Origin of the sequence: Aeromonas sp. R3-1 (assembly GCF_040908345.1) — a bacterium.
In the GTDB taxonomy this organism is placed as follows: domain Bacteria; phylum Pseudomonadota; class Gammaproteobacteria; order Enterobacterales; family Aeromonadaceae; genus Aeromonas; species Aeromonas veronii.
Window position 1 is genome coordinate 1 of record NZ_JBFODN010000133.1, and the last position, 18,629, is coordinate 18,629.

An 18,629-nucleotide genomic window follows, 5' to 3' on the forward strand; every position below is an offset into this window, starting at 1 on the left:
GCCGTAGCGGGTGAGCTTGTGGGTGCGCACGAACTGGGTGCGGGCCATGGTGTTTTCGATGATGCCGGCCAGCAAAAAGGCCACCAGCAGCTTGCAGGCGAGGATCAGTGCCGCGCCGATGAGCGCAGGCAGACTCCAGTTGGCCGCCTTGCCGAAGGGGAGGAAAATCACCAGAAAGAGCTGCACCACTACCAGTTGCTTGAGGCCGATGGAGAGCTTGAGCAGGGCCAGCCCCGCACCGGAGTACTCGGTGAGCGGCCCCTCCTGCAACTCCTGCTCGGCTTCGGCGCAGTCAAAGGGCAGCTTGCCCATCTCGACAAACACCGCGAAGGCGCAGGCGGCGCCCGCCAGCAGGGTGGCGATGGGCGCGGTCAGTGGCTGGGTCGCCACATAACTGCTGATATTGCCCAGATCCGAGCTGCCCACCATCATCGCCATGATGAAGCAGGCGAGCACCAGAATGGGCTCTACCAGAATGCCGAGGGTCAGCTCGCGGCGGGCACCAATACCTGCAAACATGCTGCCGCTGTCGAGCCCTGCCAGCGAAAAGAAGAAGCGGAAGATGGCGAACAGATAGATATCGGTGATGAGATCCCCGGCGATGGGGAAGGGGGACTCGTGAGTCAGGGTCGGCAGCGCCATCCCTACCAGCAAGAGGGCGGCAATGAGCAGCGCAGGCATCAGGTTGAAGATGATGCCGGCAGGCTCCGGGGTCACCTCCTGACGGCGCAGGAGCTTGGCGATATCCCGGTAATCCTGCAGCAGGCCCGGCCCCTGACGGGAGTGCATCTTGGCCCGCAGCACCCGGTTGAAACCGGTGGCGAGCGGCGCCAGCGCCAGCATGGCGATGGCCTGGGTCAGGGCGAGGGCAACCATGCCCCAGCTCGGCATTTCAAGAACAGGCATATCAGACTCCTACAGCCATCAGGATAAAGAGCGCCAGCACCGCACCGTGCAGCAACCAGCCGGTCATTCCGCTGGTATCGCTCACCCCGTGCAGGGCGCTGGCCAGATCGAGCTGCGGCTGCTTGCGATAGAGCGGCGCGCTGAGTTGGCGCAAGGTGTGGGTAACACCGCCAGAGGTGAGGCTCATGCGCTCCTCATAGGCGTAACCACAGGCCCACGGGGTGCCAGCGTGACGACGACCCAGCTTGGGCCCTTTGAAGATGGCCAGTACCAGCAGCGGAATGAGGAACAGCCCCAGCAAGGTGATGGCGATAACGGGCGGGGAGAGGATCGCTTGTGAGCTGTCGAGTGGCAGCAGGGTAGCGCCAGTGGCGACACTCATCTGGCTGGCAACGAGTGCCTGACCATAGCTGGCGATATGGGGGGCAATCCAGGGGGCGCCCAGACCCAGTACCAGACAGACGGCGGCCAGCAGCAGGGTGCCTGCCACCATGGCGCCCGGCACTTCGCGGGCGTGGCTCGCCTTCTCGCTGCGAGGGGCGCCGCAGAAGCAGATGCCGTACACCTTGACGAAACACATCACCGCCATGGCGCCGGTCACCGCCAGCATCACTACCGCGAGCGGCGCGACGACAGAGGTGCCGAGTTTGGTCATGGAGAGCAGCGACTGATAGATAAACCACTCGCTGACAAAGCCGTTGAGCGGCGGCAGCGCCGAGATGGCCATGGCACCGATGAGGAACGCCAGCGCGGTCCAGGGCATCAGCTTGGCCAGCCCCCCCATCTTGTCCATGTCGCGGGTGTGCAGGCGGAACATCACAGAGCCGGTGCCCATAAAGAGCAGGCTCTTGAAGATGGCATGGTTGAGCAGGTGATAAAGCGCACCGAGCAGCCCCAGCACCACCAGTGCCGATTGCTGGTTGGTGATACCGATCATGCCGATGCCCATCCCCATCAGGATGATGCCGATGTTCTCCACCGTGTGGTAGGCGAGCAGCCGCTTGAGGTCATGCTCGGCCAGCGCAAACAGCACCCCGAGCACCGCCGAGCAGGCACCGAAGATCAGCACCATATAGCCCCACCAGAGCTGGCTGGCGCCGAGAAAATCGATGCTGACCCGCAAGATGCCAAAGAGACCCAGCTTCACCATCACGCCGGACATCAGCGCCGAGATATGGGACGGCGCGACGGGCTCGGCCACCGGCAGCCAGCCGTGCAGAGGCACGAAACCGGCGCGCAGACCAAAGCCGCAGAAGCTGAGCAGGAACACCAGCGAGGCCAAACCGCCCGCCAGATGGTGCTCGCGCAGCGCGGCGAACTCCAGCGAGCCGCTTTCGCGGCAGAGCAGCCAGAAGGCGATCAGCACCAGCGCCATGCCGATATGGTTCATCACCAAGTAGAGGCGGCTCTGTTTGGCGGCCTCCGGGTTGGTCTTGACCAGCCAGTAGGTGGTGAGGGTCACCAGCTCGTAGCAGAGCAAGAAACCGAGCGCGTTGTCGGCCAGCACCATGCCCGCCATGGCAAAGAGGAAGAGGTTCATCAGCGCGCCGATGGCCACATCCCCCTTGCCCTGATATTCGCGGATATAGGCAAAGGAGTAGAGGGCGACGGCGACGCCGACGGTGCTAATCACCAGCAGCATCAGCGCGGCCAGCATGTCAAGGTGCACCGAGCCCAGCAGCCAGAGCTGGCCGTCGACGGGGGTGCCTTGGGCAAAGATCTGGATGGCGGCGACCAGACCCGCGAGCGATCCCAACAGGGCAAAGCCACTATTGAGACGGTTGGCCAGTGCGGGCAGCTTTTGCAGGAGCAAACCGGCGGCAGCGCCCAGCAAAAAGAGCAGGAGCGTAGCCATTACAAGGGGGGACAACATCAGTACGCTCCCTCTGTGGTAGATAAATCGGATGCAGGGAGCGCCGTGGCGGGCGCCGAGAAGGCAGAGGCCCCTTGCGGGTTGGTGTCGGCCGCTTGCTGACGACGGATACGGCCGGCGCGTTCGGTGTCGCTGTCATTGACCAGCTTCAGTGCCTGGGAGGGGCAGGCACCGACACAGGCCGGGCCGTCGGCGCGAAACTCGCACAGGTCGCACTTGACGGCGATGCTGCGCACCCCCGGCTCCCAGCTCAGCAGATCCTCGCCAAAGCAGCGCAGGCCGGCGGAGGTGGAGGGGTTGCTGGAGCGGATGGAGCAGGGGATATAGGTGTCGTAACTGGTGGCCACGGCCACCGGACGGCTGCCGCCGCTCTGGATAGCGCCAAAGGGGCAGGCCACAGCGCAGAGATTGCAGCCGATGCAGAGCGACTCGTTGAGTTGCACGCAATCGCCGGTTTGGCGAATTGCCTCGACCGGGCACACCTTGATGCAGGGGGCATCGTCACAGTGACGGCACTGAACCGGCATGGTCGCCTGCTCGTGTCGCATAACGGTTAAACGGGGGGCTTGCTGCAAACCTTGCGCCTTGTGTACCTCGCTGCAGGCCGCCATACAGGTGCCACAGCCGATACAAAGCTTGGGGTCAGCGATAACGAAGCGGTTCATAGCCTACCTTGTCGTGTCGCGAACGGAGAAAGTAGGGGCTGGTTGGCAAGATACGGGCCAGAATGGTTTTTGCAGCGAAATTGGTTTTAAGCGGCTGTTTTTAAATAAATAAAAATATTCGTGTGGTTTGATGAACGCGCTGATGTGGCTGTCGAACTGTGACGTTCGTCACTTGTGACGAAGCTCCCAAGAGGGTTCGTCACCTTGGAAAACGCAGTATGAGTAGGGTGCAAAGAACGAAGTGAATTGCACCGCTATCAAATATGTTCGCGGTGCACGACGCTGCGCTTGTTGCACCCTACGGTGCTCTGTCTGTTCGGATAGAGGCCGCCTGTTTTGAAACCGTAGGTTCGATTAGCGAAGCGTAATCGGACGCACGAGAACGCAAACATATCGGCAGCATGCCGGGAGTAGGGTGCAATGAACGAAGTGAATTGCACCGTTGGCAACATATGGTCGTGGTGGTTTGCTCCCTTCTCCCCTTGCGGGAGAAGGGCCGGGGATGAGGGGGCGGTAATTAGGGTTAACGAAAATGAAGAAGGAGGCCAATGCCTCCCTCTCTATTTGCTGAGGTTTTCTATGCCTTTAAGAGGCCATCAACCCGCCATCAGATATCCACCTGGGATCCCAGCTCGATGACCCGGTTGGGCGGGATCTCGAACTGATCCGGGGCCCGCAGGGCGTTGCGCTGCAGCAGCATAAAGAGCTTGCCGCGCAGATAGAGATACCAGGGGCGGTCTTTCATGATGAGCGACTCGTGGGCCATAAAGAACGAGGTCTCCATCATCCGGCAGCTGAGCCCCTCGGCGTTGCAGCGGTGGAAGATCTCCTCCACGTTCGGGGTCTCGCGCCAGCCGTAGCTTGCCACCACCCGCCAGAAGGTGGGGGAGAGCTGCTCGATGCAGACCCGGCGCACATTGTGGACGTAGGGCACATCCTCCACCCGCAGGGTGAGCAGGATGATCCGCTCGTGCAGCACCTTGTTGTGCTTGAGGTTGTGCAGAAGCGCATGGGGGATCACATTGACCACCCGCGACATATAGACCGCAGTGCCGGCCACCCGGGTCGGCGGGGATTTCTCCAGCGAGGCGATCATCGGCTCAAGGGAGTTGCCGTGCTCGTTCAGGCGGCGAATAAGCTGGAAACGCTCGCTCTTCCAGCTGGTCATCACGGTGAACATCACCGCGCCCAGGGTGAGCGGCAGCCAGCCGCCGGAGAAGATCTTGGCAAGATTGGCGGCAAAGAGCGGCACGTCGATACAGAGCAGCGCGGCAAACAGGATGGCCACCAGATACTTGTTCCAGTGCCAGCTGTTCTTGGCCACCGAGCAGGAGAGGATGGAGGTGAGCACCATGGTGCCGGTCACCGCGATGCCGTAGGCCGCCGCCAGATTGCTGGAGTGCTCGAAGCTCATGATGACGATCACCACCGAGATATAGAGCATCCAGTTGATGACCGGAATATAGATCTGGCCGGACTCCTGCTCGGAGGTGTGAACGATGCGAATAGGGGAGAGATAACCGAGCCGCACCGCCTGCCGGGTCAGCGAAAAGACCCCGGAGATCACCGCCTGCGAGGCGATCACCGTCGCCATGGTTGCCAAGAGCAGCAGCGGCACCAGCGCCCATTTCGGGGCGAGCAGGAAGAAGGGGTTGGCAATGGCGGCGGGGTTGCTCAGCAGCAGCGCCCCCTGACCGAAGTAGTTGAGCACCAGCGAGGGCAGCACCACGATAAACCAGGCGAGGCGAATGGGATTTTTGCCAAAGTGGCCCATATCCGCGTAGAGCGCCTCCACCCCTGTGATGGCCAGCACCACGGCGCCGAGGGCAAAGAAGGAGGTGGTCTGGTACTGGATAAAGAAGCGCACCGCCCAGATGGGGTTAAGCGCACCCAGCACCTCGGGGTTGTGGATGATGCCGCGCAGCCCCAGCACTGCCAGCGTCATAAACCAGATCAGCATGATGGGGGCAAACAGCTTGCCCACCATGGCGGTGCCATGTTTCTGGATGGCAAACAGCAGGGTCAGCACCAGCACCGAGAGGGTGACGATATAGGGATCGAGGGCGGGGGTGAGAATGCTCAGACCCTCGATGGCCGACATCACCGACATCGCCGGAGTGATCACCACCTCGCCATAGAAGAAGCTGCCGCCAATCAGGCCGAGGATGATCAGCAGCGGCGTCCAGCGGGTGGAGGCGTTGCGGGTCGCCAGCGACATCAGGGTGAGAATGCCACCCTCACCGGCGTTGTCGGCCCGCATCACAAAGGAGAGGTACTTGACCGACACCACCAGGATCAGCAGCCAGAAGATCAGCGAGAGAAAGCCGAGAATGGAGGCTGGCTCGACGCCGAACCCGAATTGACCTGACAGGCACTCGCGCAAGGTATAGAGCGGGCTGGTGCCGATATCGCCATAGACTACGCCAATCGCCGCCAGCATAACGCCGGGAGTGGCTTGTTGTTTATCACAGTTCATGAGTTCATCTTGTCAGTTTGATGTTTACACGTTTGCCAACGCACAGCTGCCCGACCTACCAAGAGAGTCGTGATATTTAATCGGGAGAGAATTAATGGATTGCGATGGGAAAGGGCGCTAACGGAATAGTGATCTGCTTGTCATGGAACACAGTCTGTTCATCGGTCATTAAGCTTATAATGACACACACTCTGCGGGACTATGCTCAGTTATAAATAATCAAAAGTTCAATTTGAGTAAGAGGATTAATTATCCGGCGATTGAAATAGACCGCAATAACGTAGGCAACTGTTTGTTTTATCTAGCGAAGTAGTTTGGCTACAATCTTTTCTAAAACGGAGAATAAATAGACGATAAAGTAATCGCTAATTAATTGCTGGCAGGATGGCAAAGGGGATGCAGTTGGGCCGCGATGGAGTCGTTATGTGCCAGAGGGGAAAGGTAGGGGGCAATGAACGAAGTGAATTGCACCAAATATTGAAAGAAGCAAGAGGTGCAATGCGCTGCGCTTATTGCACCCTACGGTTATTACTACTCTCCATGATAGTGCTTCAATAAAAAATAGCGGTCAGGACTATTTTTAACGCCGCTCACTTTACCGACTATTTCAAATCCCATTTTTTCATAAAATTTGGGTGCTTGAAATGAGAGGGTGTCGACTTGAGCAGCAATACATCCCCGTTTTTTTGCCTCGCGTTCAGCAATCTCTATTAATTGAATGCCAAGCCCCTGTCCTCTCTTGTCATTGTGTACCCAAAGTACTTCGATCAACAGTTGATGATAAATAGTACGTCCGGCAATGCCACCGACAACTTCGTCATTATCATCATGAATGGCAACAATTAAAGGTTGGGAGCGTTCCTCACCCATTTTATCAAAGTTAAATTGTCTAAGGTTATCAACAAGTAGATTGAAGATGTCATCTTTATGTTCATTATGGATTTTTATATTCATCAAATCTTACTCCATTAAAATGTAATCGTAGGGTGCAATGAACGAAGTGAATTGCACCAAATATTGAAAGAAGCAAGAGGTGCAATGCGCTGCGCTTATTGCACCCTACGGAACTGGAATATCAGAGTTCATCATATGTGATGATTTCAATTTTATCCCGGCTAACACCACACTTAAGGAGGCTTTGTATATATTTTTCTTTATCTGACGCTTGGTAGCAATAAACTTTCCACATTACATCTCCAACCTGATTCTTGATACGATGAAAGTATGGCAAATCAATATTGTTTAATGAATGGCCGATAATCACCACCTCATTAATATCATTGAGGCTTGAAAAATACCCCTCATTTTTATCTAGCACAGCTTCAACAGGTTTTCGTAGGGCGTATAGAGGAGATCTGGCAATACTTTCTGCTTCTGAAAATATATGACCACTATATTCTCCATCCTCATCAAACTCTGATGGTTCTGTAATATTCTCTCCATGGCCAAAAATCAGTTCACTGTGTCGACTTACACTTCCATGAATATGGAAAACACGTTCATCTTCAATATTGTAGATGGATTGAAGTGTTGATGTGTAATTAAAGGTAATAAATGCTGAATTAGTATTGAAAGTCATTTGTTGAACAGCATTAGTCACATCAATACTATCAACCCAGTCAATAAATGTTTCTTCGATAGTAGAAACGTGATTTTTGGTTTGTTCAGTAAGTTCATCCTCTAAACCATAAATATCTCTTGGTCTAAAATCTTCTGAATTAACATTGACCTCATTATGAATCGAAAAGAAGTTATCTGCGTCAAATTTACCAAGCGCATTTTCAAAATCATGCCAAGGCTGGTGCTCACGTAAATCAAATGAGTAGTATTCTTCTATTTCATCGAGGAAGTCTTTTGCAAACCCATAAAAATCGTTATAGCTTGTAGGTAGATCATGCCATAAGTCAAATCCATTACCAATTATATACAGTGTCTTCATATTGAAAGTATTCCAGTTTAACTTGGCTTTTAAGAAATATATTTTTGATTATTAATAATTCCCTAGGACTGCTCATTTTTAATAAATTAATCTGTACGAAAACGATCTTTGTGGATCTGGTTGCCAACTGGCACATATTAACCGGAGGGATAGAAAACTGAAGGGGCAGGGGCCTAAAACCGGCTCTGGCTCAACAAATCAGTCAATAAGCGGCCTATTTTTGTTCGGTTTTGCTTGATGCTGACCTGCCAGCGCGATAGCAAAACCAAACAACTTGCCATCGCCCCAAGCGGCTTTGGCGTGCTGTACAGCCCATTTTTGGCCCTTGCTATGACTTTTCCCCTCGGATGTCGTTGCTCCGCTTGTCCGGTTTTGGGCGGCCGATCCTGGCTGCAAACGCCTTCGCACGGCTCAGTTATACGGCTGGGGCAGGGGCTGGCCAGCCGGTGTCGAGCTCGTCACTTTTGTCGTGTCGATCACACTTCCCAGCCCGTCGTCACCCTCGTCAGCGGTGATAAACAGCACACTACGCTTTCTTATTAATCCTTTATTTTCAGTTGCTTGTAAATTTTTATCGCACCCTTGGCCCGTTTTGGTCTGATAAATGCTTTGTGGGGGCTGGCCGCCTCTTTGCCTGTCGGCGGGCGGCCCGGTGTAACGAACCATTTAGGATCCCTCTCTATGAACAGCTTCGTGATTGCAGATCCCAGTCTCTGTATTGGGTGTCGTACCTGTGAGGTGGCCTGCGCCGTTTCACACCAGTCAGGGTCTTGCAGTGGGACCCTTGAGCGGGAGGGCGGCCTGCATCTTGCCATCGAGGATGGACATCTGGTCTCCAGGGACAGCTACTTTCAGCCGCGCCTGAAGGTGATCGTCGGCAGCAAGGTGACCACGCCGGTGCTCTGCCGCCAGTGTGAAGACAAGCCGTGCGCCATGGCCTGCCCGAACAATGCCATCGTCAGCGAGGATGGCTGCGTCAAGGTGTTGCAGGAGCGCTGCATCGGCTGCAAGTCCTGCGTGGTGGCCTGTCCTTACGGCGCCATGGCGGTGGTGCTCAAAGAGGTGGCCCCCGCTGCCGATTCGCTCTTCAAGCGTCCGCAGACCAAGGCGCAGGCGCTCAAGTGCGATCTCTGCCGTCACCGCGAGGCGGGCCCGGCCTGTGTCGAGGTGTGTCCGACCCAGGCGCTGCGGCTGGTCACGCCGGAGCATCTTGAAAACCTGAACCGGCAGAAGCAGCTGGCCAGTGCCGAGGCACTGCTGGCGATGCCGGCGCGGGTGTGAGCGGGCTTGCCGAGCCGTTTTTCGTTAACAAACAAGAGTGTGAGTCATGAAAAAAGTCATTACCGTGTGCCCCTATTGCGGCACCGGTTGCAAAATCAACCTGCTGGTTGAAAACGACAAGGTGGTGGGGGCCGAAGGCGCCAACGGCCGGACCAACGAGGGGCAGCTCTGCCTCAAGGGCTATTACGGTTGGGATTTCCTGAACGACACCAACCTGCTGACCCCCCGTCTCAAGAGCCCGATGATCCGCCGCGAGCGCGGTGGCAAGTTCGAGGCAGTCTCCTGGGATGAAGCGATCGAGTTCGCCAGCAGCCGTCTCTCTGCCATCAAGGCGAAATATGGCCCGGACGCCATTATGACCACCGGCTCTGCCCGTGGCCCCGGCAATGAAGCCAACTATGTGATGCAGAAATTTGCCCGCGCGGTGATTGGGACGAACAACGTCGACCACTGCGCGAGGGTGTGACACGCACCCTCAGTCTCCGGTCTGGAGACAACTGTAGGTAACGGCGCCATGAGCAACGCCATTCCCGAAATTCAAGAGACCAAGTGCCTGCTGGTGTTTGGTTACAACGCTGCTGACTCTCACCCCATCGTCGCCCGCCATATCCTCAAGGCGAAGGCAAACGGGGCCAAGGTGATTGTGTGTGATCCCCGTATGGTGGAGACCGCCCGCATCGCCGATCAGTGGCTGCCGCTCAAAAACGGTTCCAACATGGCGCTGGTTAACGCCTTCGCCAACGTGTTGATCAATGAAGGGCTCTACAACAAGACCTTTGTCGCCAACTACACCGAAGGGTTCGAGACCTTCAAGGCGACGGTGGCCAAGTACACCCCGGAATATGTGGAGGGGATCACTGGCCTCAAAGCCGCCGATATCCGCGCCGCCATTCGCACCTACGCCGAGTCGCCTGCTTCCATGATCCTGTGGGGCATGGGGGTGACCCAGTACGGTCAGGCGGTGGACGTGGTCAAGGGGCTCGCGGGTCTGGCGCTGCTGACCGGCAACTTCGGTCGCCGCGGTACCGGTTGTGGGCCGGTGCGTGGGCAGAACAACGTGCAGGGCACCTGTGACATGGGGATGCTGCCACACCAGTTCCCGGGCTATCAGTCGGTGGCCGATCCCGAGATCAGCGCCAAGTTCGCCAAGGCGTGGGGCGTGGAGTCACTCTCCCAAAAGCCCGGCTATCGCCTGACCGAGCTTGGCCACAAGGTGGAGGAGGGCAAGTGCAAGGCCTTCTACATCTTCGGTGAAGATCCGGCCCAGACCGAGGCAGATCTCGGTCAGTTCCGCCGCACTCTGGCGGGGATGGAGCTGGTGATCGTGCAGGATATCTTCATGACCCAGACTGCCGAGATGGCCGATGTCATTCTGCCCGCCACCAGTTGGGGCGAGCACGAAGGGGTCTACAGCTCGGCGGATCGCGGTTTCCAGCGCTTCTACAAGGCGGTGACGCCCCCCGAGAACGTGAAACCGGACTGGGCCATCTTCTCGTTGATGGCGACCGCCATGGGGTATCCCATGGAGTACCACAACACCGAAGAGATCTGGGACGAGATGCGTGCGCTCTGCCCGCTCTATGCCGGGGTCAGCTACGACAAGATGGCCGATCTCAAGAGCGTGCAGTGGCCCTGTCCGACCGATGATCACCCGGGCACCAGCACTCTGTTCGAGGGGAATGTGTTCACTACCCCGAGCGGCAAGGGTCAGCTGATTGCCTCCGAGTGGCGGCCGCCGCTGGAGCAGCCCTGTGCCGAGTACCCGCTGGTGCTCTCCACCGTGCGCGAGGTGGGGCACTACTCCTGCCGCTCCATGACCGGCAACTGCTCGGCGCTGCAGACCCTGGCCGATGAGCCCGGTTATGTGCAGATCCACCCGAGCGATGCCAAAAAGCTCGGGGTGAAGGATCAGGCGCTGGTCTGGATCTCGTCACGCCGTGGCAAGGTGATCACCCGGGCCAACTACAACGACCGGGTCAACGCCGGGGTGGTCTACATGACCTACCAGTGGTGGATCGGGGCCTGCAACGAGCTCACCATCGAGCACGTCGATCCCGTCTCCCACACGCCGGAGTACAAGTATTGCGCGGTGAAGATCGAGCGCATCGACAATCAGCCTGAGGCGGAAGTGTACGTCCAGATTGAATACAGCGCGCTCAAGGCGAAATTGCGCAGCGCAGCCAAAGGCTGACCCGCCCTAAAAAAGGACGTTCTGCACAAATAAGGGAACCCGACTCGGATTTATCGAGTCGGGTTCCCTTTTATTACCCAAAAACAGGGGATAAATGATGCAACATGAAATTGGTCGCTTATTCGGACTTTTCTATATTGGCACCTATCTGGCGGCGATATTGCTGGGAATAGGTTGCTATATTTGGCGCGACGAGATGATATTTCTGCTGGGCTTCGGTTTTTTCGGCTGTTTTATGGCAGCAAGGCTCGCCATGAGCAGCGTATTTTCTGCCTTGAGTATTTCCAGTGCTTGGCTGATCGGGTTTATCTCCACCACCTTGATCAACTGCCTGCTGCTGGGGGTGATCACCCTGCTGATCTACCTCACTCACCAGAGCGTCACCGCCGAGCTTGCCGACAACGCCAGCTGGCTGCTGATGGCCTTCCAGAGCCTGTCGGCCCTCTTTATCTTCGGTGGCCTGAAGTGCTGCCACAGCCGGATCATCACCTCATAAATTGCCGATGAATGGGCAGCAAACGCCATCTCGAAACCCGCAGCCAGCGAAGAGGAGAGGCAGATCTGACAGTTGACGGCGGCCCACTTTTCGGGCGCCTTAATTGAGATCAAGAACTGATGAAATAACCGGTTAAATATGGCCATCAGATATATTAAATCGGATTGTAATGAAATTTGAGCTCATCTATGATGAGTCGCCATTCCAATATATCCCCCGATAACGATGTTACTTTTTGTTGTCGTTCGTTAATAACAACTCTGGAATTGCAACATGCGACAATTTTCGTCACCGCTTTTCTTATTGGCAGCCGCTTTTACGGGCTGCGGCTATTTATTTTGGTGACGGGTGCTTGTCGTGATGCGATGGCATGGACAGCCTGACTGGTGACTAAATCGATATAACGTGAGGCCGCAATGCTAAATGTGAGTGCCATCCCCCTGGACGAGATCTCTCCCATCTGGGACGACGGTTTCCTCCTGCTCTCCAAATCTCTCCTGTCGGCCGTGACGCTCGATGATTTTATCCACAAACTCAACAAGATAGATGCCAGCTTCGGCGGCGTGACCCGGGTCAACCTGATCCTCAACATGGGTGCGGACGAGGAGGCCATCTTCTACTTCATGGGACATTCCGGCCCAAAGCATCTTGTCTGCCGCAAGGCAGAGCTGCACCTCTCCCCCCGTCCTACCAAAGAGACCCCGGAACAGGCCATCATTCTCGCTGCCGCCCGCTTTGAGAATCGCTGCCCGGCACTGGATCGCGAAGGGGTCTACGGGGGGCTGCGCTCCTACTGCCAGCTCCCCATCACCACCGCCCGCAGCCATCTGGGCGGGGTCGAGTTTATCAACACCCAGCTCGACAGCTTCACCATGGAGACCCTGGCCAAGCTGACCCAGCTGGCGGCCATTATCGCCATTGCGCTGGAGAACGTGCTCGACAAGGAGCGCACTCTGGAGCAGGCCAACTCCCTGCGCCTTGAGCGCGACAGCTGCAAAATTCTGGTGGATGTGACCAATGCAGTGATCAAACTGGTGCGCATCGCCGAGCTGCCCAAGAGCCTGTTTGCCATCCTGCATCACCACTTTGGCATCAGCAGCTTGTGTCTGGCGGAGTACAACGCCACCTCCGACAGCTTCAAGAGCTATCTTGTCAATCAGCACCAGAGCGAGCAGCCGGGCATCATCGACCACTCCTGTTTCGAAAAGAAGTGCCTGCAGGGGGCCCTTGGCCATTGCGAGCCGTTTTTCGTCTATCGCGAACACGGCCACGGCTGCAGCAATCGCTGCCGCTTTACCTCCCAGATCCTGCCGCCAGAGGCCGACAGCTCCTGCATTTTGCCGCTGCGCTATCGGGGCAACCTGCTGGGGGTGCTGATCCTCTCGCATCCCAACGGCGACTTCTTTGCCGATATCGATATCTCCTTGCTGGAGCAGGTGGCGGCGCGCACGGCCATTGCCATGAACAACGTGCAGGCCCAGCAGGAGATCTCCAACACCAACGGCGCCAAAGAGAAGACCATTCGCATCAACGAACCGCAGATGCAGGGAGAGTTCCCCCACATCATCTACCAGAGCGCGGTGATGGAGAGTGTGCTGGAGAAGGTGCGGCTGGTGGCCGAGAGCGACAGTACCGTGCTGATCCTCGGCGAGACCGGCACCGGCAAGGAGCTGATCGCCCAGGCCATTCACGCCCTGAGTATCCGCCACGATCACGAGATGGTGAAGGTGAACTGCGCCGCCATCCCCACCGGCCTTATCGAGAGCGATCTCTTTGGCCACGAGAAGGGGGCCTTTACCGGTGCCCTGACCCAGCGTATCGGCCGCTTCGAGCGGGCCCACAAGGGCACCCTGTTCCTCGACGAGGTGGGGGATATGCCGCTGGACTTGCAGCCCAAACTGTTGCGGGTATTGCAGGAGCACGAGCTGGAGCGGGTGGGCAACAGCAACCCCATCGCAGTGGATGTGCGGCTGGTGGCCGCCACCAACTGCGATCTGCTCTCCATGGTCAAGAACAAGCGCTTTCGAAGCGATCTCTACTATCGCCTCAACGTCTTTCCCATCGAGCTGCCCCCCCTGCGGGAGCGGCGCGAGGATATTCCGCTCTTGGTCAATTTCTTTATCAAGAAGATCGCCAAGCGGATGCGCCGCACCATCACCTCGATCCCCGCCGATGCCATGAAAATGCTGGTGTCACTCCCCTGGTACGGCAATATCCGCGAGCTGGAGAACGTTATCGAACGCGCCGTGGTGATGACCCGCGGCCATGTGCTCAACCTCTCGCCCGATGAGCTGATGCCGCTCAAGGGCTACCACAAGATTGAGACCCTGGTCTATGACGAGCCCGCCACGCCGCTCTTTGCCGAGGAGGGGCCGATTGATGAGCGCGAGGCGATCATCGCCGCCCTGCGCGACTGCAACGGCATCGTGGCCGGCGAGCGGGGGGCAGCCAACCGCCTTGGCATGAAGCGCACCACCTTGCTCTCGAAAATGAAGCGGCTCGGCATTTCGGCCAGAGATCCCGAGATCATTGACGGGGTCGTACCATGAGAGAGCTACTTGAGCTGGAGGCGCAGAACGAACTGGCCCGCTGCGCTATCCACCGCGAGGTGGTGCACTACCGCGCCGATACCTTGACCTGCGACAGCGAAATGGCGCTCCCCTCCGAGACGCCGGTGGCGCTGGTCTACAACGGCATCGCCCACAGCGTGATGATGTGCTCGGCCTCCGATCTGGAGGATTTTGCCATCGGCTTCTCGCTATCCGAGGGGATCATCGACAGCCTGCTCGATATCCACGACATCGAGCAGATTGACGGCTGTCAGGGGATTGAGCTGCATATCACTCTGGCCAATCGCTGCATTCATCGCCTTAAAGAGAAGCGGCGCACCCTGGCGGGCCGTACCGGTTGCGGCATCTGCGGCAGCGAGAGTCTGGAGCAGGTGATCCGCACCCAGCCAAGCTTGCCCGACAGTCAGCGTCTGGCGGTGGGCCATATCGACAAGGTATTGACCGCGCTGCGCCCGCTCCAGCTGCTGGGCCAGCGCACCGGCGCCACTCATGCGGCGGTGCATCTGGACGGGGAGGGCAATATTCTCGCCATTCGCGAGGATGTGGGGCGCCATATTGCGCTGGACAAGCTGGTGGGCCATCTGTGCCGCACGGGGCGCCGTGACGGTGCCATTCTGGTGACCAGCCGCGCCAGCTTCGAGATGGTGCAAAAGTGCGCCAGTGCCGGAGTGGAGATCCTGCTCGCCATCTCCGCTGCCACCGAGCTTGCGGTCGAGCGGGCCGAGCAGACCGGGCTGACGTTAGTTGGTTTTTGCCGCCCCGGGCGGGCCGAGATCTACAGCGGTTGCCAGCGTATCCTGCTCAAGTAATGGCAAGGCTGTGAACTCGCTAAACGGGTCATGAAAACAGGCAATAAAAAAGGGCGGGGAGTGTGACTCCCCGCCCTTTTTGTATCTGCGTCTGTGGCGGATTAACGCGCCAGCAGGATACGCAGCATGCGGCGCAGCGGCTCGGCGGCGCCCCACAGCAGCTGGTCACCCACGGTAAATGCAGCCAGATACTCCGGGCCCATATTGAGCTTGCGCAGACGGCCCACCGGAATGCTGAGGGTGCCGGTGACGGCAGCCGGAGTCAGCTCGCGGGCGGTGATGTCGCGATCGTTGGGGATCACTTTCACCCAGTCGTTGTGGGCAGCCAGCAGGGCTTCAATCTCCGCCAGCGGCACATCCTTTTTCAGCTTGATGGTAAAGGCCTGGCTGTGGCAGCGCAGGGCACCGATCCGCACGCACAGACCATCCACCGGAATGACGGCGTTCTCGATACCCAAAATCTTGTTGGTCTCGGCCTGACCCTTCCACTCTTCACGGCTCTGGCCGTTGTCGAGCTTGGTGTCGATCCAGGGGATAAGGCCACCGGCCAGCGGTACGCCGAAGTTGTCTACCGGCAGGGTGCCGGAGCGGGTCTTCTCGGTGATCTTGCGCTCGATGTCGAGAATGGCGGAGGCGGGATCCGCCAGCTCGACCGCCACTTCGTCACGCAGCATCCCCATCTGGGTGACCAGCTCGCGCATATGGCGGGCACCGCCACCGGAGGCCGCCTGATAGGTGGCCACGCTCACCCACTCCACCAGATCGGCCTTGAACAGGCCACCGAGGGCCAGCAGCATCAGGCTGACGGTGCAGTTGCCGCCGACGAAGGTCTTGATGCCATCGTTCAGGGCCTGCTCGATGACGTCGCCGTTGACCGGATCGAGAATGATGACGGCGTCTTTCTCCATCCGCAGGGAGGAGGCTGCGTCAATCCAGTAACCCTGCCAGCCAGCGGCTTTCAGGCGCGGATAGACATCCTTGGTGTAGTCGCCGCCTTGCGCGGTGATGATGATATCCTGCTTGGCCAGCGCCTCGATATCGAAGGCGTCCTGCAGAGTACCGGCATCGACGCCGAAGTTGGGAGCGGCCTCACCGGCCTGGGAGGTGGTGAAGAATGTGGGTTGAATATGGGCGAAATCCTGCTCTTCCTGCATCCGGCTCATCAGAACCGATCCCACCATGCCACGCCAACCGACCAAACCTACTTTTTTCATAATGTCCTACCCTGGATTGCTGCTAAAGAAACTCGCGGTGACACCCGTAACCCCTTGTCTGGCGACGCCTGTTTACAAGCGGTTTACAGGCCATTTAAAAAATATGCGCTGCGAAAAATGCGTCTATCCACATTACGGATTGTGGCGGCTTGCGCAAGTCGAATTGCGCAATATTCTGTGCCGTTTGCTGCATTAACCGGCAGCCAGAGCACTGCCCAGGCAGACGGGGAGGGAGAAGGTCAACATCAGACGAAAAGGCCACCGTTTATGGCGGTGGCCTGTCAATAAAGCGGTTGAGGAGGTCCTCTGCTGTTATCTGAGGGCGTAGTTGGCGAGTGAAACAGCCCGACAGCTTAGGCGCTTAGCCGTAACGAGCCAGAGTGAGCCCCTCATCGCTGATGGCGGGCTCGCTGCCGCTGATAAGATCGCATAGAAGCTGACCCGAGCCGGCCGCCATGGTCCAGCCCAATGTGCCGTGGCCGGTATTGAGCCAGAGGCCGGGAATGGGGCTGGGCCCCACCAGCGGGGTACCGTCCGGCGTCATGGGGCGCAGGCCGGTCCAGAACTCGGCCTTGCTGATATCGCCCCCTTCGGGGAAGAGATCCCCCACCACCATTGCCAGGGTGTCGTGACGTCTGGGGTTGAGGGCAAGATTGTAGCCCGACAGCTCCGCCATGCCGCCGACCCGGATCCGCTCGTCGAAACGGGTGATGGCCACCTTGTAGGTTTCGTCGAGCACGGTACTGCGCGGTGCGGCCTCGGCGTTGATCATCGGCAGGGTGAGGGAATAGCCCTTGACCGGATAGACAGGCAGCTCCAGCCCGAGCGGGCGCAGCAGCGGCCGCAAAAAACCGGTGGCATAGCTGCCGAGCGCACAGACGATGGCATCGGCGCGATAGCGCTGCTCGCCCGCCCGCACCGCCACGGCGCGGCCGCGGGCTTGCTCAATCTCGTCGATGTCGCAGTTGAAGACGAACTTGACCCCGAGCTTCTCGGCTTCAAGGGCAAGGGCCTTGGTGAAGCGGAAGCAGTCGCCGGTCTCGTCGCCGGGCAGACGCAAGCCGCCAACGATTTTGCCGCGCACCCGCGCCAGCGCAGGCTCTGCCGCTTCGCAGCCGCTGGCATCCAGCGACTGGTAAGGGACGCCATACTCCTCCAGCACCTCGATATCGCGCTGGCTGGCATCGAGCTGGGATTGGCTGCGAAACAGCTGCAGGGTGCCGAGCTGGCGCCCTTCGTAATCGATGTTCAGCTCGTCGCGCAGCAGCTTCATGCAGTCGCGGCTGTATTCGGCCAGACGCACCATGCGTCCCTTGTTGGTGGCATAGGCGGTCGGAGTGCAGTTGGCGAGCATTCTGAGCATCCAGCGCAGCTGGAAGGGGTCGGCGGTGGGGCGCACGGTGAAAGGAGCATGCTTTTGCAGCATCCACTTGGCGGCCTTGAGGGGAATGCCGGGAGCTGCCCAAGGGGCCGCATAACCCGGGGATATCTGCCCGGCGTTGGCATGGCTGGTTTCAAGGGCGACGCCACCTTGTCGCTCCAGCAGGGTTACTTTGTGACCCGCTTTGGCCAGATACCAGGCGCTGGTTACCCCAATTACGCCGCCACCGAGAACCACTATCTCCATATCGTCTTTCCTTAGACTCGTTTTTCTGATGTTTGGTTGATGGAAACCTTGATGTGGCCACCACCATAATCAGCCGCCACAGGATATTCAACCGCTCTGCGCAGGATTGGGATCTCCGTCTGCCTGCCAGTCACAGGCTGGTGTTTGGTGCGATGGTGAGCCTGATTGCCAGCGTAAAGTGCTGTGATGTTGTGAGGGACATGGCCCGCTTACAACTGCTCCAGCTTGATCAGGTACTGTTCCGCCGTGGCCAAAATGGTCTGCTGCTGTTCGGCGGCTTGGCCATCCCAGTTGGCATAGGGGAGGGCGAGGCGGGGATTGCCGCCCAGTTTGTCCCGATTGCGCCAGAGAAAGTGCCAGTAGAGGCTGTTGAAGGGGCAACTTCCGTCGCCCTGGCGGGCTTTGACCTGATAGTGGCACCCCTTGCAGTAGTGGCCCATCCGCTCGAGATAGGCGCCGCTGCTGGCGTAGGGCTTGCTGCCCATCAGGCCGCCGTCGGCAAACTGACTCATGCCGCGGGTGTTGGGCAGCTCCACCCACTCGATGGCATCCACATAGATGCCGAGATACCACTGATCCACC

General features: G+C 58.2%; 14 protein-coding genes and 1 pseudogene. 5 read left to right on the forward strand and 10 right to left on the reverse strand.

All coding sequences use genetic code 11. The features are described from left to right. From AB5Y85_RS07935 to AB5Y85_RS07965, 7 genes are all read right to left on the reverse strand, one after another. Positions 1–906 (reverse strand): respiratory chain complex I subunit 1 family protein (locus AB5Y85_RS07935; RefSeq protein ID WP_368221312.1); only part of this gene is annotated, 906 nt, incomplete at its 3' end. A 1-nt stretch (position 907) separates the two neighbouring features. Continuing rightward, positions 908–2,779 carry a hydrogenase 4 subunit B gene (gene hyfB, locus AB5Y85_RS07940; RefSeq protein WP_257687909.1) on the reverse strand — a complete coding sequence of 624 codons (1,872 nt, stop codon included), beginning with the start codon at positions 2,777–2,779 and terminating at the stop codon, positions 908–910. Continuing rightward, on the reverse strand, positions 2,779–3,444 hold the full coding sequence (locus AB5Y85_RS07945) for a 4Fe-4S dicluster domain-containing protein (RefSeq protein WP_257687910.1): 666 nt from the start codon (positions 3,442–3,444) through the stop codon (positions 2,779–2,781). The genes hyfB and AB5Y85_RS07945 overlap by 1 nt, the downstream gene beginning before the upstream one ends. A 607-nt stretch (positions 3,445–4,051) precedes the next feature. Continuing rightward, on the reverse strand, positions 4,052–5,920 hold the full coding sequence (gene kup / locus AB5Y85_RS07950) for a low affinity potassium transporter Kup (protein WP_088869065.1): 1,869 nt from the start codon (positions 5,918–5,920) through the stop codon (positions 4,052–4,054). A 531-nt stretch (positions 5,921–6,451) separates the two neighbouring features. Beyond that, positions 6,452–6,874: a GNAT family N-acetyltransferase gene (locus AB5Y85_RS07955; protein WP_257687911.1), complete on the reverse strand. Its 423-nt coding sequence runs from the start codon at positions 6,872–6,874 to the stop codon at positions 6,452–6,454. A gap of 121 nt (positions 6,875–6,995) precedes the next feature. Further along, the gene (locus AB5Y85_RS07960; protein ID WP_368221313.1) at positions 6,996–7,859 is read right to left on the reverse strand and encodes a bacteriophage abortive infection AbiH family protein; all 864 of its coding nucleotides are present in this window, start codon (positions 7,857–7,859) and stop codon (positions 6,996–6,998) included. 411 nt (positions 7,860–8,270) lie between these two features. Further along, positions 8,271–8,525 (reverse strand): hypothetical protein, encoded by a 255-nt coding sequence (locus tag AB5Y85_RS07965; protein ID WP_257686997.1) that lies wholly within the window; start codon positions 8,523–8,525, stop codon positions 8,271–8,273. 15 nt (positions 8,526–8,540) lie between these two features. Here AB5Y85_RS07965 and AB5Y85_RS07970 point away from each other — a divergent pair, with 15 nt between their 5' ends. The 5 genes from AB5Y85_RS07970 (at position 8,541) to fdhD (ending at position 15,206) form a co-directional block, all read left to right on the forward strand. Further along, complete coding sequence (locus AB5Y85_RS07970; protein WP_047435276.1) at positions 8,541–9,140, forward strand: 4Fe-4S dicluster domain-containing protein; 600 nt, start codon at positions 8,541–8,543, stop codon at positions 9,138–9,140. 46 nt (positions 9,141–9,186) lie between these two features. Continuing rightward, on the forward strand, positions 9,187–11,331 hold the full coding sequence (gene fdhF / locus AB5Y85_RS07975; RefSeq protein WP_257686996.1) for a formate dehydrogenase subunit alpha: 2,145 nt from the start codon (positions 9,187–9,189) through the stop codon (positions 11,329–11,331). 253 nt (positions 11,332–11,584) lie between these two features. Beyond that, positions 11,585–11,827, forward strand: a complete 243-nt coding sequence (locus AB5Y85_RS07980) for a hypothetical protein (RefSeq protein WP_234918721.1) — start codon at positions 11,585–11,587, stop codon at positions 11,825–11,827. Positions 11,828–12,243: 416 nt separating this feature from the next. Then, positions 12,244–14,376 carry a sigma 54-interacting transcriptional regulator gene (locus tag AB5Y85_RS07985; RefSeq protein ID WP_257686995.1) on the forward strand — a complete coding sequence of 711 codons (2,133 nt, stop codon included), beginning with the start codon at positions 12,244–12,246 and terminating at the stop codon, positions 14,374–14,376. After that, entirely contained in the window at positions 14,373–15,206 is an 834-nt protein-coding gene (gene fdhD / locus AB5Y85_RS07990) for a formate dehydrogenase accessory sulfurtransferase FdhD (RefSeq protein ID WP_257686994.1), read from the forward strand. Before AB5Y85_RS07985 ends, fdhD begins: the two co-directional genes overlap by 4 nt. Positions 15,207–15,307: 101 nt before the next feature. Here fdhD and asd read toward each other — a convergent pair whose 3' ends face one another. The 3 genes and pseudogenes from asd to AB5Y85_RS08005 form a co-directional block, all read right to left on the reverse strand. Next, positions 15,308–16,420 (reverse strand): aspartate-semialdehyde dehydrogenase, encoded by a 1,113-nt coding sequence (gene asd / locus AB5Y85_RS07995; RefSeq protein ID WP_005345266.1) that lies wholly within the window; start codon positions 16,418–16,420, stop codon positions 15,308–15,310. A gap of 361 nt (positions 16,421–16,781) precedes the next feature. After that, the gene (locus AB5Y85_RS08000) at positions 16,782–18,077 is read right to left on the reverse strand and encodes a D-amino acid dehydrogenase (RefSeq protein WP_257687000.1); all 1,296 of its coding nucleotides are present in this window, start codon (positions 18,075–18,077) and stop codon (positions 16,782–16,784) included. A gap of 179 nt (positions 18,078–18,256) precedes the next feature. Next, positions 18,257–18,629 (reverse strand): annotated as a pseudogene (locus AB5Y85_RS08005) (cryptochrome/photolyase family protein); the annotation flags it as partial.

What these genes read in the sequence shown, in the direction of transcription:
- asd (WP_005345266.1), bottom strand. Translation starts at nt 16,420, where the DNA reads ATGAAAAAAGTAGGTTTGGTCGGTTGGCGTGGCATGGTGGGATCGGTT.
- AB5Y85_RS07970 (WP_047435276.1), top strand. Translation starts at nt 8,541, where the DNA reads ATGAACAGCTTCGTGATTGCAGATCCCAGTCTCTGTATTGGGTGTCGT.
- AB5Y85_RS07965 (WP_257686997.1), bottom strand. Translation starts at nt 8,525, where the DNA reads ATGGTTCGTTACACCGGGCCGCCCGCCGACAGGCAAAGAGGCGGCCAG.
- kup (WP_088869065.1), bottom strand. Translation starts at nt 5,920, where the DNA reads ATGAACTGTGATAAACAACAAGCCACTCCCGGCGTTATGCTGGCGGCG.
- fdhD (WP_257686994.1), top strand. Translation starts at nt 14,373, where the DNA reads ATGAGAGAGCTACTTGAGCTGGAGGCGCAGAACGAACTGGCCCGCTGC.
- AB5Y85_RS07985 (WP_257686995.1), top strand. Translation starts at nt 12,244, where the DNA reads ATGCTAAATGTGAGTGCCATCCCCCTGGACGAGATCTCTCCCATCTGG.
- AB5Y85_RS07980 (WP_234918721.1), top strand. Translation starts at nt 11,585, where the DNA reads ATGAGCAGCGTATTTTCTGCCTTGAGTATTTCCAGTGCTTGGCTGATC.
- AB5Y85_RS07960 (WP_368221313.1), bottom strand. Translation starts at nt 7,859, where the DNA reads ATGAAGACACTGTATATAATTGGTAATGGATTTGACTTATGGCATGAT.
- AB5Y85_RS07955 (WP_257687911.1), bottom strand. Translation starts at nt 6,874, where the DNA reads ATGAATATAAAAATCCATAATGAACATAAAGATGACATCTTCAATCTA.
- AB5Y85_RS07945 (WP_257687910.1), bottom strand. Translation starts at nt 3,444, where the DNA reads ATGAACCGCTTCGTTATCGCTGACCCCAAGCTTTGTATCGGCTGTGGC.
- hyfB (WP_257687909.1), bottom strand. Translation starts at nt 2,779, where the DNA reads ATGTTGTCCCCCCTTGTAATGGCTACGCTCCTGCTCTTTTTGCTGGGC.